The organism is Streptococcus sp. F0441 (assembly GCF_000314775.2).
In the GTDB taxonomy this organism is placed as follows: Bacteria; Bacillota; Bacilli; order Lactobacillales; family Streptococcaceae; genus Streptococcus.
In genome coordinates this window covers 1,329,019-1,344,955 of sequence record NZ_KB373321.1, presented here as the reverse complement: position 1 = coordinate 1,344,955, position 15,937 = coordinate 1,329,019, and the positions used below count along the sequence as shown (strand labels likewise).

At 40.3% G+C, this 15,937-nt stretch carries 13 protein-coding genes; 12 read left to right on the top strand and 1 reads right to left on the bottom strand.

Translation table 11 applies throughout. The features are described 5' to 3' along the window. Nucleotides 1–2 precede the first annotated feature (2 nt). The 12 genes from aroC (at nt 3) to HMPREF9188_RS06425 (ending at nt 14,360) form a co-directional block, all read left to right on the top strand. A complete protein-coding gene (gene aroC, locus HMPREF9188_RS06480) occupies nt 3–1,169 on the top strand; it encodes a chorismate synthase (RefSeq protein ID WP_009730310.1) in 1,167 nt (388 codons plus the stop codon). Nucleotides 1,170–1,178: 9 nt separating this feature from the next. Beyond that, nucleotides 1,179–2,282 carry a prephenate dehydrogenase gene (locus HMPREF9188_RS06475; protein ID WP_009730309.1) on the top strand — a complete coding sequence of 368 codons (1,104 nt, stop codon included), beginning with the start codon at nt 1,179–1,181 and terminating at the stop codon, nt 2,280–2,282. Between the two features lie 10 nt (nt 2,283–2,292). After that, nucleotides 2,293–2,631, top strand: coding sequence for a YlbF/YmcA family competence regulator (locus tag HMPREF9188_RS06470; RefSeq protein WP_009730308.1), 339 nt, complete (start codon nt 2,293–2,295; stop codon nt 2,629–2,631). Nucleotides 2,632–2,720: 89 nt separating this feature from the next. Beyond that, complete coding sequence (gene aroA / locus HMPREF9188_RS06465; RefSeq protein WP_009730307.1) at nt 2,721–4,004, top strand: 3-phosphoshikimate 1-carboxyvinyltransferase; 1,284 nt, start codon at nt 2,721–2,723, stop codon at nt 4,002–4,004. After that, entirely contained in the window at nt 3,997–4,473 is a 477-nt protein-coding gene (locus HMPREF9188_RS06460; RefSeq protein ID WP_009730306.1) for a shikimate kinase, read from the top strand. The genes aroA and HMPREF9188_RS06460 overlap by 8 nt, the downstream gene beginning before the upstream one ends. Then, on the top strand, nt 4,470–5,318 hold the full coding sequence (pheA, locus tag HMPREF9188_RS06455) for a prephenate dehydratase (RefSeq protein ID WP_009730305.1): 849 nt from the start codon (nt 4,470–4,472) through the stop codon (nt 5,316–5,318). Before HMPREF9188_RS06460 ends, pheA begins: the two co-directional genes overlap by 4 nt. After that, nucleotides 5,315–6,610, top strand: coding sequence for an LCP family protein (locus HMPREF9188_RS06450; RefSeq protein WP_000032327.1), 1,296 nt, complete (start codon nt 5,315–5,317; stop codon nt 6,608–6,610). The genes pheA and HMPREF9188_RS06450 overlap by 4 nt, the downstream gene beginning before the upstream one ends. 145 nt (nt 6,611–6,755) lie before the next feature. After that, nucleotides 6,756–7,592: a LicD family protein gene (locus HMPREF9188_RS06445; RefSeq protein ID WP_009730304.1), complete on the top strand. Its 837-nt coding sequence runs from the start codon at nt 6,756–6,758 to the stop codon at nt 7,590–7,592. Continuing rightward, nucleotides 7,589–8,557 carry a glycosyltransferase family 2 protein gene (locus HMPREF9188_RS06440; protein ID WP_009730303.1) on the top strand — a complete coding sequence of 323 codons (969 nt, stop codon included), beginning with the start codon at nt 7,589–7,591 and terminating at the stop codon, nt 8,555–8,557. The genes HMPREF9188_RS06445 and HMPREF9188_RS06440 overlap by 4 nt, the downstream gene beginning before the upstream one ends. A gap of 21 nt (nt 8,558–8,578) precedes the next feature. Continuing rightward, nucleotides 8,579–10,738 carry a LicD family protein gene (locus HMPREF9188_RS06435; protein ID WP_009730302.1) on the top strand — a complete coding sequence of 720 codons (2,160 nt, stop codon included), beginning with the start codon at nt 8,579–8,581 and terminating at the stop codon, nt 10,736–10,738. 57 nt (nt 10,739–10,795) lie between these two features. After that, complete coding sequence (locus tag HMPREF9188_RS06430) at nt 10,796–11,608, top strand: LicD family protein (RefSeq protein ID WP_009730301.1); 813 nt, start codon at nt 10,796–10,798, stop codon at nt 11,606–11,608. A gap of 43 nt (nt 11,609–11,651) precedes the next feature. Continuing rightward, entirely contained in the window at nt 11,652–14,360 is a 2,709-nt protein-coding gene (locus tag HMPREF9188_RS06425) for an MBL fold metallo-hydrolase (protein WP_009730300.1), read from the top strand. A gap of 45 nt (nt 14,361–14,405) precedes the next feature. Here the strand turns inward: HMPREF9188_RS06425 and HMPREF9188_RS06420 are convergent, their stop codons facing one another. Next, the gene (locus tag HMPREF9188_RS06420) at nt 14,406–15,884 is read right to left on the bottom strand and encodes an oligosaccharide flippase family protein (protein WP_009730299.1); all 1,479 of its coding nucleotides are present in this window, start codon (nt 15,882–15,884) and stop codon (nt 14,406–14,408) included. Nucleotides 15,885–15,937 lie beyond the last annotated feature (53 nt).

Here is a 15,937-nt window from a genome sequence, read left to right as displayed (position 1 = left end):
GTATGAGATATTTAACTGCAGGAGAATCACACGGTCCCCGTCTGACAGCTATCATTGAGGGAATTCCAGCTGGACTTCCTTTGACAGCTGAGGATATTAATGGGGACCTTAAACGCCGTCAGGGTGGCTACGGTCGTGGTGGTCGTATGAAGATTGAGAGTGATCAGGTTGTCTTTACGTCGGGTGTTCGACACGGGAAAACGACTGGGGCTCCTATTACCATGAATGTCGTCAATAAAGACCACCAAAAATGGCTAGATATCATGTCTGCAGAAGACATCGAAGACCGCCTTAAAAGCAAACGGAAAATCACTCATCCTCGGCCAGGACATGCCGATTTGGTTGGGGGGATCAAGTACCGTTTTGATGATTTGCGAAATTCTTTGGAACGTTCATCAGCTCGTGAAACAACCATGCGAGTAGCTGTTGGGGCGGTAGCCAAACGTCTCTTAGCTGAGCTAGATATGGAGATTGCCAACCATGTCGTGGTCTTTGGTGGTAAGGGAATCGATGTTCCTGAAGATCTAACAGTCGCTGAGATTAAGGAACGAGCTGCCCAGTCTGAAGTTTCTATTGTCAACCAAGAACGAGAACAAGAAATCAAGGATTATATTGACCAAATCAAACGTGACGGTGATACCATCGGTGGTGTTGTGGAGACAGTCGTCGGAGGTGTTCCAGTTGGCCTTGGATCCTATGTTCAATGGGACAGAAAATTAGATGCGCGATTGGCCCAAGCAGTTGTTTCTATCAATGCCTTTAAAGGGGTGGAATTTGGTCTTGGATTTGAAGCTGGTTACCGAAAAGGCAGCCAGGTTATGGATGAAATTCTCTGGTCTAAAGAAGACGGTTATACTCGCCGTACCAATAATCTAGGTGGTTTCGAAGGTGGTATGACCAATGGGCAACCAATTGTTGTTCGAGGTGTCATGAAACCCATTCCCACTCTCTATAAACCATTGATGAGTGTGGATATCGAGACTCACGAACCTTACAAGGCAACTGTGGAGAGAAGTGATCCAACCGCTCTGCCTGCGGCTGGAGTAGTTATGGAAGCCGTTGTAGCAACGGTTCTGGCGCAAGAAATCCTTGAAAAATTCTCATCAGATAATCTTGAAGAATTAAAAGAGGCAGTTGCCAAGCACCGAGACTATACAAAGAACTATTAAGGAGTCCTTATGGCAAAAACCATCTATATCGCAGGTCTCGGTTTGATTGGTGCTTCGATGGCACTCGGTATCAAGCGCGATCATTCGGATTATGAAATTTTGGGTTATAATCGCAGTCGGGCTTCGAGAGACATTGCCTTAGAGCGAGGAATGATAGACCGTGCGACGGATGATTTTGCCAGTTTCGCTCCTCTGGCAGATATCATTATTCTGACCTTGCCAATCAAGCAGACCATTGCTTTTATTAAGGAGCTGGCAGATTTAGACTTGAAAGAAGGCGTCATTATCTCGGATGCGGGCTCAACCAAGTCAGCCATTGTGGATGCAGCGGAGAAGTATTTGGCTGGCAAGCCTGTTCGATTTGTCGGGGCCCATCCCATGGCTGGTAGCCACAAGACAGGAGCTGCTTCTGCGGATGTTAATCTCTTTGAAAATGCCTACTATATCTTCACACCTTCGAGCCTGACAAGTCCTGATACGCTTGAGGAAATGAAGGATCTGCTTTCAGGTCTTCATGCTCGCTTTATCGAGATTGATGCCAAGGAGCATGATCGGGTCACTTCTCAGATTAGTCATTTTCCACATATTCTGGCTTCCAGCCTCATGGAGCAGACAGCGCTCTATGCTCAAGAACATGAGATGGCAAGACGCTTTGCGGCGGGTGGTTTTCGAGATATGACTCGGATCGCGGAAAGCGAGCCAGGTATGTGGACTTCTATTCTCTTGTCCAATCGTGAGACTATTCTAGAGCGAATTGAGGATTTTAAGGAGCGTTTGGATGAGGTTGGACAAGCCATCAGCAAGGGAGATGAAGAGCAAATCTGGAACTTTTTCAATCAAGCACGTGAGCAACGTCAGGCCATGGAAATCCATAAGCGCGGCGGTGTGGATAGCTCTTACGATCTCTATGTCGACGTTCCCGATGAAGAAGATGTTATCTTGAGGATTTTGGAACTGCTACGTGGAACTTCCTTGGTCAACATCCACATTAACGAAGAAAACCGTGAGGATGTTCACGGGATTCTACAAATTTCATTTAAAAACGCTCAAGATCTGGAACGAGCTGAGCGCTTAATTACAGAAAATACAGACTATACAGTCATCATCAAATAAGGAGAAAATCATGTCAAATATTTACGATAGTGCAAATGAACTCAGCCGTGGGTTACGCGAATTACCAGAATACAAGGCAGTTAAGGCAGCCAATGATGCCATCCAAGCTGATGAACAAGCTAGCAAGATTTTTGCAGACTATATCGCCTTCCAGCAAGAAATCCAAGTCATGGCGCAAACGGGACAAATGCCAGACGCCTCTTTCCAAGAAAAAATGCAAACTTTCAGCAATCTCATTCAAGGGAATGCCCTCTTGTCGGACTTCTTTGCCAAACAGCAACAATTGTCCATTTACCTTTCAGACATTGAAAAAATTGTCTTTGAACCTGTTTCAGAATTATTGAAATAGTATTTTATCTGTATAAAAGCCAGAAATTTCAGGAATTTCTGGCTTTTTTGTGATAAAATAAGAAAAGTATTGCAAGTATGAGGTCAACTATGAAACTAAAAACAAACATTCGCCACTTACATGGCAGTATCCGAGTTCCAGGTGACAAGTCTATCAGCCACCGTTCGATTATTTTTGGAAGTTTGGCTGAGGGAGAAACCAAGGTATATGATATTCTGCGTGGAGAGGATGTGCTCTCAACCATGCAGGTTTTTCGTGACCTTGGTGTTAAAATTGAGGACAAAGATGGGGTTATTACCATTCAAGGTGTAGGCATGGATGCCTTAAAAGCTCCGCAGAACGCCTTGGATATGGGGAATTCTGGCACTTCGATTCGCCTGATTTCAGGTGTCCTTGCTGGTGCAGACTTCGAAGTAGAGATGTTTGGAGATGATAGTCTTTCTAAACGCCCTATGGACCGTGTGACGATTCCTCTGAAAAAAATGGGCGTCAGCATTTCTGGTCAAACAGAGCGAGACTTGCCTCCTCTGCACTTGAAAGGTACTAAAAACCTAACACCAATTCACTATGAGTTGCCAATCGCCTCTGCTCAGGTCAAGTCTGCCTTGATATTTGCAGCCTTGCAGGCTCAGGGGGAGTCCGTTATTCTCGAGAAAGAATGTACTCGTAACCACACCGAAGATATGCTTCAGCAATTTGGTGGTCATTTAAGTGTGGATGGCAAAAAGATCACAGTCCAAGGACCACAAAAACTGACAGGACAAAAGGTAGTTGTTCCAGGAGATATTTCCAGTGCCGCCTTTTGGTTGATCGCTGGTTTGATTGTGCCAAACTCTCGTGTGGTGCTACAGAATGTGGGGATCAATGAAACGCGTACTGGTATTATTGATGTCATTCGTGCCATGGGTGGAAAATTAGAAATAACTGAAATCGACCCAATCGCTAAATCTGCAACGCTGACTGTCGAGTCTTCAGACCTGAAAGGAACAGAGATTGGTGGAGCCTTGATTCCACGCTTGATTGATGAATTGCCTATTATTGCCCTTCTAGCGACCCAAGCGCAAGGTGTAACGGTCATTAAGGATGCTGAAGAACTCAAGGTTAAGGAAACCGACCGCATTCAGGTGGTGGCAGATGCTTTAAATAGTATGGGAGCGGATATCACTCCTACAGCAGATGGGATGATTATCAAAGGGAAATCAACCCTTCATGGCGCTAGAGTCAATACGTTTGGTGACCATCGTATCGGAATGATGACAGCCATCGCAGCCCTCTTGGTTGCAGATGGAGAAGTGGAACTTGACCGTGCTGAAGCCATCAATACCAGCTATCCTAGCTTCTTTGATGATTTGGAGAGCTTGATTCATGGCTAAGGTATTACTCGGATTTATGGGGGCAGGCAAGTCGACAATCGCTAGAGGATTGGACCCAGACTACATCGATATGGATGCCTTAATCGAGGAACGTTTGGGCATGTCCATTGCGGATTTTTTCGCTGAAAAGGGAGAAGAGGCCTTTCGTCAAGTAGAGTCAGAAGTGCTAGCTGACTTACTAAAAACGGATCACGTTGTGTCAACTGGCGGAGGGGTTGTCATTTCTCAGAGAAATCGTGACTTGCTCAAACAAAATGCTGATAATATCTATCTAAAAGCCGATTTTGAAACCCTCTACCAACGTATCGCAGCTGATAAAGACAATCGACGGCCACTTTTTCTCAACAACAGTAAGGAAGAGTTGCGAGAGATTTTTCAAGAAAGACAGGCTCGGTATGAGGAAGTAGCCAGTCGGGTTCTAGATGTGACCAAGCTAAGCCAAGAGGAAATTATAGAGGAGCTGAGATGAAAATTGCCTTTCTAGGTCCCAAGGGATCTTTTTCGCATCATGTTGTGCAGACAGCCTTTCCCAAAGAGGAATTGCAGGCTTTTGCCAATATCACAGATGTTATCAAAGCTTATGAGCAAGGCTTGGTGGATTATTCTGTGGTGCCAGTTGAAAATTCTATCGAGGGTAGTGTTCATGAAACCTTGGATTACCTTTTTCATCAGGCTCGTATCCAAGCAGTTGCAGAAATCGTCCAGCCTATTCACCAGCAGTTGATGGTGGTTCCAAGTCAGTCAAAAATTGAAAAGATCTTTTCTCATCCTCAGGCTCTAGCTCAAGGAAAGAGGTTCATTGATGCACACTATCCAGATGCTAAAATAGAGGTAACCGCTAGTACTGCCTATGCAGCTCGATTTATTTCAGAACATCCAGACCAGCCATACGCAGCCATCGCACCAAGAAGTTCTGCCGAAGAATATGGCTTGGAATTAATTGCAGAGGATATTCAGGAGATGGAAGCCAATTTCACACGTTTTTGGGTGTTAGGGGCAGAGATACCGAAGATTCCTTTGAACTCGCAAGCTGAAAAAATGAGTTTGGCCTTGACCTTACCAGACAACCTACCTGGTGCTCTTTACAAGGCACTTTCGACCTTTGCTTGGAGGGGGATTGACTTAACAAAGATTGAAAGTCGCCCCCTTAAAACAGCCTTGGGAGAATACTTTTTCATTATCGATATAGACTATAGTGACAAAGAACTGATTCATTTTGCCAGACAAGAACTAGAGGCCATTGGGATTCAGCACAAGATACTGGGAACCTACCCGATTTTTACCATAACTGATATAGAAAAGGAGAGTCAATGAGCAAAGAAAATCCTTTAAGTCATCACGAGCAGTTACGTTATGACTATCTCTTCAAAAATATTCATTACCTCAACGATCGTGAACGGAGGGAGTTTGATTATCTGCAACAAAAAATGACAGGTCCCAAGTCTGAAGTTCACCACTTCTACCAAGAAGAAAAAGAAGAAACTTGGGGTAGAGATATTGATCTTCCGACTTATGGCAGTAGAAGTCGATCTAAGAGACGTGAAAAGGTAGCTCCTCTGCCTAAAGTCAAAAAGAAAAAAAGAAGAATTCGCTTCAAACGAATACTGACTTGGTTCTTGTTGTTGATTACATGTGTGGCTGCAGGGATGATTTTCATGTTTCTTCGAGGGTTCCAGTCAGCGGCCAATCCAACAAATAAGCCAGCTGACGCCAAGGCAGCTCAAGTAGAGGTCTTTAACGGTCAGGATACCAAAGACGGTGTGAATATCCTAGTCATGGGGACAGATGGCCGTATCGGTCAAAATAGTGCAGAAACCCGTACCGATACGATCATGGTACTAAATGTCAGCGGATCGGATAAAAAGATCAAGCTAGTCAGCTTTATGCGTGACAACTTAGTTTATATTGACGGGTATAGTAAGATTGTAAATGGCCAGAAACAGAGGGATAACAAACTAAATGTTGCTTATGAACTTGGGGAACAAGAAGGGCAAAAAGGGGCAGAAATGGTCCGCAAGGTTCTAAAAGACAACTTTGACTTGGATATTAAGTACTATGCCCTAGTTGACTTTCAAGCCTTTGCAGCAGCTATTGATACCCTCTTCCCTGACGGAGTAACAATTGATGCTCAATTCTCAACATTGAATGGTCAACCTCTGACAGAAGCTACAGTTGGAGATGACCTTCATGCAACAGAGACAGAGTCGCCAACCCAAACCATTAAAGTTGGAAAACAGCAGATGAATGGATCCACCTTGCTGAACTACGCTCGTTTCCGTGATGATGATGAAGGGGACTATGGTCGTACCAAGAGACAACAACAAGTCATGTCAGCTGTTCTTGAGCAGATTAAAGATCCAACCAAGCTCTTTACAGGATCAGAGGCACTTGGAAAAGTTTTTGGCATGACATCAACAAATCTACCATATAGCTTCTTGTTGACCAATGGATTATCTGTCCTAGAAGGTGCTCAAAATGGCATTGAAAGACTCACGGTACCCGAACTTGGTGACTGGGTAGATGCTTATGATGTCTATGGAGGGCAAGGACTTCTTGTCGATCAAAATAAATACCAAACAAAACTCGCTCAAATGGGAATGAGATAAGAGGCGATAAATGAAAATCAAAGTTTGATTCACTAGTGAAATGGTGGTCTGAGCTTTGGTTTTTCTTACTATCTGATAGATTTTTATAGCTTTTTTATGGTATAATAAAATGATATAACTCGTTATTGGACAGAAGAGGAGAGATATGAGTGATTTGAAAGCGATTCAGGCTCGTAGTCTGGAAATGGCTGAATATTTCGTCGCATTTTGTAAAGAACATGATTTGTTATGCTACCTCTGTGGTGGAGGAGCTATTGGCGCCCTTCGTAATAAGGGTTTCATTCCTTGGGATGATGACTTAGACTTTTTCATGCCACGTAAGGATTATGAAAAATTAGCAGAACTGTGGCCACGTTATGCAGATGAGCGTTATTTCTTGTCAAAGAGTCACAAGGATTTTGTAGACCGTAACCTTTTTATTACCATTCGTGACAAGGAAACCACATGTATCAAACCTTACCAGCAGGATTTGGATTTGCCCCACGGTTTGGCCTTGGATGTTTTGCCTTTAGATTATTATCCGAAAAATCCAGCTGAGCGTAAGAAACAGGTTCGTTGGGCCTTGATTTATTCACTCTTTTGCGCCCAAACTATCCCAGAAAAGCATGGTGCAGTCATGAAATGGGGAAGTCGCATCTTACTCGGTTTAACTCCAAAATCTCTACGCTATCGCATTTGGAAAAAAGCTGAAAAAGAAATGACCAAGTATAGTCTGGCTGAGAGCGATGGAATCACGGAATTATGCTCAGGTCCTGGCTACATGCGAAACAAATACCCAATCGCATCTTTTGAAGACAATCTTTTCTTGCCATTTGAAGGAACAGAGATGCCCATTCCAGTCGGTTATGATGCCTATCTCAGAACTGCTTTTGGGGACTATATGACACCACCACCAGCGGACAAGCAAGTACCGCATCATGATGCTGTCATAGCTGATATGGATAAGTCTTATACAGAATACAAGGGAGAATATGGAGCATGATGGGAGAAAAAATTAGCGTTATCGTTCCAGTCTACAATGTAGAAGCCTATCTGGAGCGATGTGTGGAGTCGATTCTTCAACAAACTTATGCCAATTTTGAACTAATTCTAATCAACGATGGTTCTGCCGATTCCAGCGGACAGATCTGTGATTACTTAGCATCTCAGTATGAGAATATCAAGGTTTATCATATCGAAAATGCTGGTGTTTCAAATGCTAGAAATATGGGAATTCAGCTAGCGACGGGTGCTTGGATCACCTTTATTGATAGCGATGATTTCGTTACCCAGGATTACTTAGCTACTTTAGCAAGTGCAGTTGAGGGGGAAAACATAGGCTTTGTAATTGCTCCTCTGCACCATATTAAAAACGGCATTGTAACAGACCTACCTCCACATTCTGGAAAAACAGAACTCTGGTCAACAGAAGAAACCATGAAGGAACTATTGATGACTACCAGAACGTCATTTTTTCCAGTCGCAAAACTGTTTAAGAGAGACCTGCTTGCGGATGAAAAGTTTAATACACATTATCACCTAGCTGAAGATGCCTTATTTTTAACTGAATTGCTACTAAAGACAAGATGCAGTTGCGTATTTATTGACAAACCTGTTTATTATTATGATCATCGTGAGGGAAGTGCAACGACATCTGTTAATCGATATGTATTTGATACAATAGAAGTTTATAAGCAAATAATTGCTCAAGTTTCACAAGCCTTCCCTAATTTAAAATACGAATTAATAAATAGAGAATGTTGGTCGTACATTACAGTTTACGATAAAATTATCTTTACTTCACGTGAAGAGTATCAAAAGGAGAAAGCCGAGCTGAGGAATTGGATTGTTCAGCACCGACGCGAAATATGGAAGGATGCTTATTTCACTACTTTTCGCAAGATAGCTATCCTATCACTTGTCATTTCTCCATGGCTATATAAGAAAATTGTTGGATTAAAAAACTAATATCATGAGAAGGAGTTGAAAATGAATTTTTCAAAAATGGATGAATACTTTGAAAAATCAAAACTATGGATTGCGTATCTATTTGTTTTCATTTCGATTTTAAGTATGAGTTCACTGGTTTATAAGATAGCAAATCCCCTCTACAAGGGATTATCAGCGATTGTAGTGATTTATATTTGCTATACCTTATTGTTTAAGTGGAAAGAAATCACAGTAGATCGTAAATTTCTATCCTTATTTGGACTCTTAGCTGGAAGCCATCTGCTATCTGCTATTTTCAATCGCTCTGGACATTTGATTGGAAATGTGATTGAAATTCTCTTCATGGTAACCTATGTTTTATTATTTACCATGTTACAATCAGGGCAACTTAAAAAATTATTTGACTGGATTGCCTATACGGTTCAAATTGTATCTTTTTCTTCAGCAATTTTTGCGTTTGGTTTATTGGTAAGTAGAGTCCTTATCCTATTTAAGATTGGCGAACAATCTTATTACTATGGTGTCATGAATGGACGTCTGTGGGGGATTGTCAATCCTAATGCTAGTGCGATATTTTCATACATTAGCATTATTTTGGCTATGTATTTGATCCATAAAGGAAGTAAATATTCTGTTTATCTTAAACTGAACAATGTGATTCAATTAGTTTACTTCGCTACGATGCAAAGTCGAGGAGCCTTACTTTCTTTACTTCTCATGATTGGACTCTATAGTTTCTTTGCTACTAGAGGAAGTATCGTTAAACGATTCCTCACTTTTATAGTTGCTGGTTTGCTGATTACTGCAACTAATATAGGATTAAGCTATGTAACTTCAATCTACATTTCATCTGAAACTGCGACTGTCTTAGATTTAAACAAAGGACAATCCTATGCTGAAACAGATTCGTCTGTCACTAAGAAGAACGGTGAGCTCCATCTGATTGAAACAACACCAAGTGGTAGAACCTATATCTGGAAAAATGCCATCAAGATGGGAAGTACGAAACCAATTTTTGGTTATGGTGTACGAAATGTTCCAGATTACTACACAGAATATTTCAGTAAATTTGAGATTCAAAACTCTCTTATCGGTGGGAATTTCCATAACATTTTTGTGACCATATTTGTCAGTTCGGGAGTTCTAGGCTTAGCATTCTTCCTTCTTGTACTGGCTTATGTCATCAAGCGCTTTTTAACTTATTTGATTGTTTCCAAGAAAAATACTGATAAATTGATCATGATTCTTTTCTTCGGTATCTTGCTTGGTCAATTATTTGAAAGTCAGATTATGTATTCAACCAACTTTATTAATATCATCTTCTGGCTAGCGATTGGCTATGGACTTGTAGTCTGCAAACAGGATGAAGGAATTCGGTATCAAGAAGTAACAGATGTCAGTGAAATTCAACAGATGGAACTTGGAATCATGGAGTATATTCATGAAGTTTGTCATAAAATTGGGGTTAAGTATTTCTTAGCATATGGAAGTCTAATTGGTGCTGTTCGCCATCAAGGATTTATCCCTTGGGATGATGACATGGATATCTGCATGTTACGAGAAGATTATGAAAAGTTACAAGACTACCTTATCGCTAACCCTGATGAACGTTACGAGGTCATGTCTTATAAAAATAATCTGAACTATGTCTATCCCTTCATGAAAGTGCAGGATAACCATACCTACTTGTTGGAAGAAGATGTTCGCATCGATTCAAATATGGGAATATATGTAGATATTTTTCCTGTAGATGGCTACGAGGATGACGTAGAATTTAAAAACAAGATGACGAAACTGATAAAGAAACGTCAATTGAGTTGCTACACCTTTAAAGGCATTACCAATACGAAAAGTGTACTGAATTCATTGCTACGCTATGTGTCAGTTATTATTTTCTATTTCACCAATACGAACAAATACGTTGCCCAGATTGAAGAGCTTGCAAAATCCCGTAAAGTCTCAGATTATGAGCAAGTGGATTATCTTATCTACAAAGATATGAACAAACCAGTGTGGAGACGTGAATGGCTGGAACAAGCTACTACTGGAACATTTGAAGGTAAGGAATTTACCATTCCGAAAAATTATCATGAAATTTTGACCTCAGACTACGGAGACTATATGCAATTGCCACCGGTTGAACAAAGAGTATCTCATCATGATTTTAAATTGTGGAAGATTATTAAAAGGTCTAAATGACGAGATTGAAATTAAGAAACGTTTAAAAATATAGTCAAATTTAGGAGAATAGAACCTATGTCTGAAAGAACTTTAACTCTTGAAGAAATCAAGCAAGTAGAATTGGATATTTTAAAGTATCTACATGAGCTTTGTGAACAACATCAAATCAAATACTTTATTGATTTTGGAACTTTACTAGGAGCTGTACGCCATAAAGGATTCATCCCTTGGGATGATGATACAGATATTTCCTTAGCGCGTGATGAATTTGAAAAACTGTATAAGGTTTTACAAAATGAAAATCATCCCTACTATAAATTGATTTCATTCAGAGAAACAAAGGGATATCCATACAGTTATATGAGAGTCTATGATGTAAGGACACGTCGAGATGCTAACCTCGTAGACCCAACGGTCGTATTGGGAACTTGTGTTGACATTTTTCCATATGATGGTGTCGTAACACAGGAAAGTGACCGTAAGAAAATGAAACTCTACAAATATTTCGTTCGCCTTTCTTCTTTGAATTTTAAAGGGATCAAGTCTGAGAATGGTGGACTTAAAAACCTTCCTCGTTATATGGGATCAGCTATTTTCCGCTTAACTTCTCCACAGCTATGGAATCAAAAATTAGAGAGTCTTGCTTTGAAGTATAGTGTAGATCAAGCAACAGATCTTACTTGTACTATCTATGACCCTTATTATCCAAAGGGTATAAAAAAAGAATGGCTCTATGATTTGATTGATATGCCTTATGAAAACATTGTGGTCAAGGTTCCTAAAAAATACCATGAAATACTTGTCTACGAATTTGGAGAAAACTATATGACTCCACCCCCTATTGAGCAGCAAGTCCCAGGAGGGGATAAAAACTACTGGATTGATTAGATTAGTAAAAGTTGCTTATTGTTAAGATAAAGGAGTTTTCAAGATGAAAAATAAATGGTTATTAAAATCAGTTAGATATAGTGTTCTCGCATTCTTTCTATTACTGATTCAGTTATCGCAAGGAGTAGATGCAGATACTATCTCTGCAGGTTCGGGCAATCGTATCCATTTCATAAATACTAAAGCAAAATCTGGAAGTGATGCCATCCTTCTGGAAAGTAATGGTCATTATGCTTTGATTGATATGGGAGAAGACTATGATTTCCCTGATGGGAGTGACCCACGCTATCCAAGCCGCTGGGGAATTTCCATGAGAAATAATCAAGTATTGGAAGATCGCTTGATTCGCCACCTGGATCAAATAGGTGTAAAAAAATTAGATTTTATTCTAGGAACTCATGTCCATAGTGACCATATTGGTGGAGCGGATGAAATACTCAATCGATATCAAGTCGGTAAGTTTTATTTGAAAAAATATTCAGATGATCGGATCACCTCACACTGGGGACTTTGGGATAATCTTTTCAATTATGATAATGCTTTGAGAGCAGCTCAAAGACGCGGAGTTACTCTTATTCAGAATATTTCAGATGAGGATAGCCATCTAAAATTAGGTGATATGGATATCCAACTCTATAACTATAAGAATGAATATGATGCTGATGGGAATCTGAAAAGAGTTCGAGATGATAACTCCAACTCCATTGTTTCAGTGGTGACTGTGGCAGGAAAGAGAATCTATCTTGGTGGAGATTTGGATAATGCCGAGGGAGCAGAAGATAAGTTAGGTCCAGTTATCGGCAAGGTTGATATGATGAAATGGAACCACCATTATGATGCGACAATTTCAAATACGATTAATTTCCTTGAAAACTTATCACCAAAAATGGTTATTCAGACAACTGGTGGAGATATTAATGTTGCTTCAACCAGAGAATACCTTCAGAAGAAAAATATTCAGGTTCTTCATGCTGCTAGCCAAACTCAAGATGCTACCGTTTTTGATATTAGCGATAAAGGATTTGCTAATGTTTCAAATACCTTCCCTGATATCCCTGTAGTTGACGAAAAATGGTATCAAGAAGATGGTTATTGGAAATATCGTTTGACTGACGGAGAAATGGCTATCGGCTGGAGAGAGATTGGCGGAGCCACTTACTTCTTTAACGGAAAAGGACAAATGCAAGCAGGTCGCTGGCTTCATCTTAACGACGACTGGGGAGAAAATGCCAAAGGGAATGATTACTATCTGAACCAAAATGGTAAAATGCAAACTGGTGGTTGGTTCAAACTAGATGACTCTTGGTATTATATCCAATCAAATGGTGCTAGACGATTTAGCGAGCTCTCTGAAATTGGAGGGAAAAAGTATCTATTTGCGGCAGATGGGAAGATGCTAACAGGACATCAAGTCTATAATGGCAAGAAGATGTTCTTTAGCGAAAGTGGTGCACTCCAAGCAGCAGGTAAGCCTTCAACTTGGCAAAAGATTGATTCAGATTGGTATTTCTATGATGAGGATGGGCTAAAGACTGTCGGTAAAAAGAATATTAATGGAAGCACGTACTACTTTAATCAAGAAGGTGTCATGCAAACTGGCTGGACCTTTGTTGATGGTCACTGGAATTATTTTGCAAGTTCTGGAGCTATGAAAACTGGCTGGGTCAAGGATCAGGAAACATGGTATTATCTGGATAAAGATGGCATCATGTTAACTGGCAGCCAAGATATCAATGGTGTTCGTTACTATTTGAATGCTAGTGGTGCCATGCAAACAGGCTGGGCCTTTGTTGATGGTCACTGGAACTATTTTGCAAGTTCTGGAGCTATGAAAACTGGTTGGATCAAGGATCAGGAAACATGGTATTATTTAGATAAAGATGGCATCATGTTAACTGGAAGCCAAGATATCAATGGTGTCCGTTACTATTTGAATGCCAGTGGTGCCATGCAAACAGGCTGGGCCTTTATTGATGGTCACTGGAACTATTTTGCAAGTTCTGGAGTTATGAAAACTGGTTGGTTGAAAGATAAAGAATCATGGTATTATTTGGATCCAGAAACTGGTATCATGGCTGTAGGATCTAAAGAGGTTGACGGTAAGAACTATTTCTTCAGCTCTGCAGGTACTATGCAAGTTGGATGGCAGTGGTCAAATGATTCTTGGCATTATTACGCTACGTCTGGCGCAGTGCAAACTGGTTGGTTGAAAGATGGTGAAGCTTGGTACTATCTTGAAGGAAAAGAAGGCATTATGCTGGTCGGCCTTCATCAAGTAGATGGTAAGCAATATTACTTTAGCAGATCTGGAGCCATGCAAACAGGCTGGAAATGGTCTGATAATCATTACCGTTACTTTGAATCAAATGGAGCCATGAAAACTGGTTGGATAAAAGACAAAGGCGTTTGGTATTATCTAAATCCTGAAGATGGCATCATGTTGGTTGGCCTTCATAAAGTAAATGGTGATCATTATTACTTTGATGAGTCGGGAGCTATGCAAACGGGTTGGAAACAGCTTGATGGTAATTGGTACTATTTCCAAGCTGATGGTTCTTTATTGAAGAACGCAACAACACCTGATGGTTATAAAGTAAACGAAGAAGGTATCTGGAAACAGGCTGTTGCTGCTGTGAATAGCGAGGCAGTTAAGCCAGAACAGAAACAAGAAGCTAATTCCTCTATTGTTGAACAACCTAAACAAGATTCAAACCTAGAAGCCAACGCTTCTGAAAAGAAGGAAAAAGAATAAAGAAGAAATCCCCTACTGGCAACTAATTTATCAGTAGGGGATTTTTTAATTTCGTTTTAATTTAGCAAGTACAAGGTTCAGTGCATAGTGGAGTGTTTTGTCTTTGGCGATAAAGAGGGCCAAGAGATAATAGATACCACAAGTTGCTACGGTAGAAAGAACCATGAGAATCATATTGAAGTTTACTGTGTAAGAATTGATTTGGAAAATCATTTTGAAAATATAGAAGATTGGGATAAAACCAAGGGATATGAGGCTATAACGTGTTAAGGTTATAAAAATTTCTTTTAAACTAATCAGTTGATGTTTCTTGATAAAATGAATTTCAAGTAAAACTACGATAGTTTCTGCGATAATGGTCGTAGCGATGTAATACTCAGGTGCAAAAATATTATTGAAATACAAGATGCTATTTAATAGTATATTGGCACCACCACCAAGGAAGTAGAAGGCTGTTAAGCGATTTTCATGGTCATTGATAAAGATAATCTGTTTACCAAGAATCAACTCAATAGCCCAAATGATGGTACGAAAAGCGAAGACGCTAGTTACGATACCCGCTTCAAGATACTTTTCAGAAGAATAAATAACAGTTGCGTACCGTCCTAATATCATAATCCCAATACTAGTTGGAACCATAAGGAAATAGAATAAGGATGCCGCTTGATTCACGAGATAATTGTAGGACTTGTAATCCTTTTTACCGAGATAGTAGCCAAGGCGCGGAATACTTACGTTGATAGCTCCACTCAAGACACTGGCAATCAGCATGACGATACTATAGGCAATTGTATAATAGGAAATATAGTTTTCATCCGGTCCCTTGGTGATAAACATTCTATCTAGCAAGGTATAAAGCATATTAGCGTTTGCTAAGAGAAGCATAGTGAAGAGCGGTTTAGAAGCTTTAGCTAATTCGACGAATCCAATTTTAACAAAAGAAACTTCCCTCTTAATCCAAAGAAAACTGAGCAGGTAGTTGAGGATAGTGGTCGCTGTCATAACGATAGCATAAGGAACGATATCATCTGCCGTTTTAACAAAGGCGAAGATAGCGACTAGCATGGTAATTCGAATAATTAACGTTTTGTAGAGGATGAAGGCATAGTTTTCATAAGCCTCGTTCATCCATTCGATATTGAGAAATTGGAAGAGTGCTTGGGCCCCTAGGATGTAGTAGAGGACTTTCAGATTCTCAATGCTGGTGTCAAAGAAGATAATGAGGAAGTAGATACCAGTGGTCAGGAGAGAGGTAAAAATCGAGATATAAAACAACTTAGAAAAGACGTAGTTGATTTTATTCTTGTCATCCTTGACCTTACTGATAGCTCGAATCCCGTAGTTGTATATCCCAAAGGCAGCTAGTGGAATAACAAAGCTAGCCCAGGTATTGGCCGTATTGAAATAACCGTAATTGGATTTGCTGAGAATCCGCGTCAGATAAGGGTTGGTTATCAGTGGAAAAACGATATTGAGAATATTGACCAGCAAGCTGGCCAAGGCATTTACTTTTATATTTTTCATTGAACTTTCTTTCTTAAATCTAAAATCATATCTAGTATTATATCACATTCTCG

Excerpts from the sequence above, each read along its gene's own strand:
- aroC (WP_009730310.1), top strand. The coding sequence starts at position 3 with ATGAGATATTTAACTGCAGGAGAATCACACGGTCCCCGTCTGACAGCT.
- HMPREF9188_RS06475 (WP_009730309.1), top strand. The coding sequence starts at position 1,179 with ATGGCAAAAACCATCTATATCGCAGGTCTCGGTTTGATTGGTGCTTCG.
- HMPREF9188_RS06470 (WP_009730308.1), top strand. The coding sequence starts at position 2,293 with ATGTCAAATATTTACGATAGTGCAAATGAACTCAGCCGTGGGTTACGC.
- aroA (WP_009730307.1), top strand. The coding sequence starts at position 2,721 with ATGAAACTAAAAACAAACATTCGCCACTTACATGGCAGTATCCGAGTT.
- HMPREF9188_RS06460 (WP_009730306.1), top strand. The coding sequence starts at position 3,997 with ATGGCTAAGGTATTACTCGGATTTATGGGGGCAGGCAAGTCGACAATC.
- pheA (WP_009730305.1), top strand. The coding sequence starts at position 4,470 with ATGAAAATTGCCTTTCTAGGTCCCAAGGGATCTTTTTCGCATCATGTT.
- HMPREF9188_RS06450 (WP_000032327.1), top strand. The coding sequence starts at position 5,315 with ATGAGCAAAGAAAATCCTTTAAGTCATCACGAGCAGTTACGTTATGAC.
- HMPREF9188_RS06445 (WP_009730304.1), top strand. The coding sequence starts at position 6,756 with ATGAGTGATTTGAAAGCGATTCAGGCTCGTAGTCTGGAAATGGCTGAA.
- HMPREF9188_RS06440 (WP_009730303.1), top strand. The coding sequence starts at position 7,589 with ATGATGGGAGAAAAAATTAGCGTTATCGTTCCAGTCTACAATGTAGAA.
- HMPREF9188_RS06435 (WP_009730302.1), top strand. The coding sequence starts at position 8,579 with ATGAATTTTTCAAAAATGGATGAATACTTTGAAAAATCAAAACTATGG.
- HMPREF9188_RS06430 (WP_009730301.1), top strand. The coding sequence starts at position 10,796 with ATGTCTGAAAGAACTTTAACTCTTGAAGAAATCAAGCAAGTAGAATTG.
- HMPREF9188_RS06425 (WP_009730300.1), top strand. The coding sequence starts at position 11,652 with ATGAAAAATAAATGGTTATTAAAATCAGTTAGATATAGTGTTCTCGCA.
- HMPREF9188_RS06420 (WP_009730299.1), bottom strand. The coding sequence starts at position 15,884 with ATGAAAAATATAAAAGTAAATGCCTTGGCCAGCTTGCTGGTCAATATT.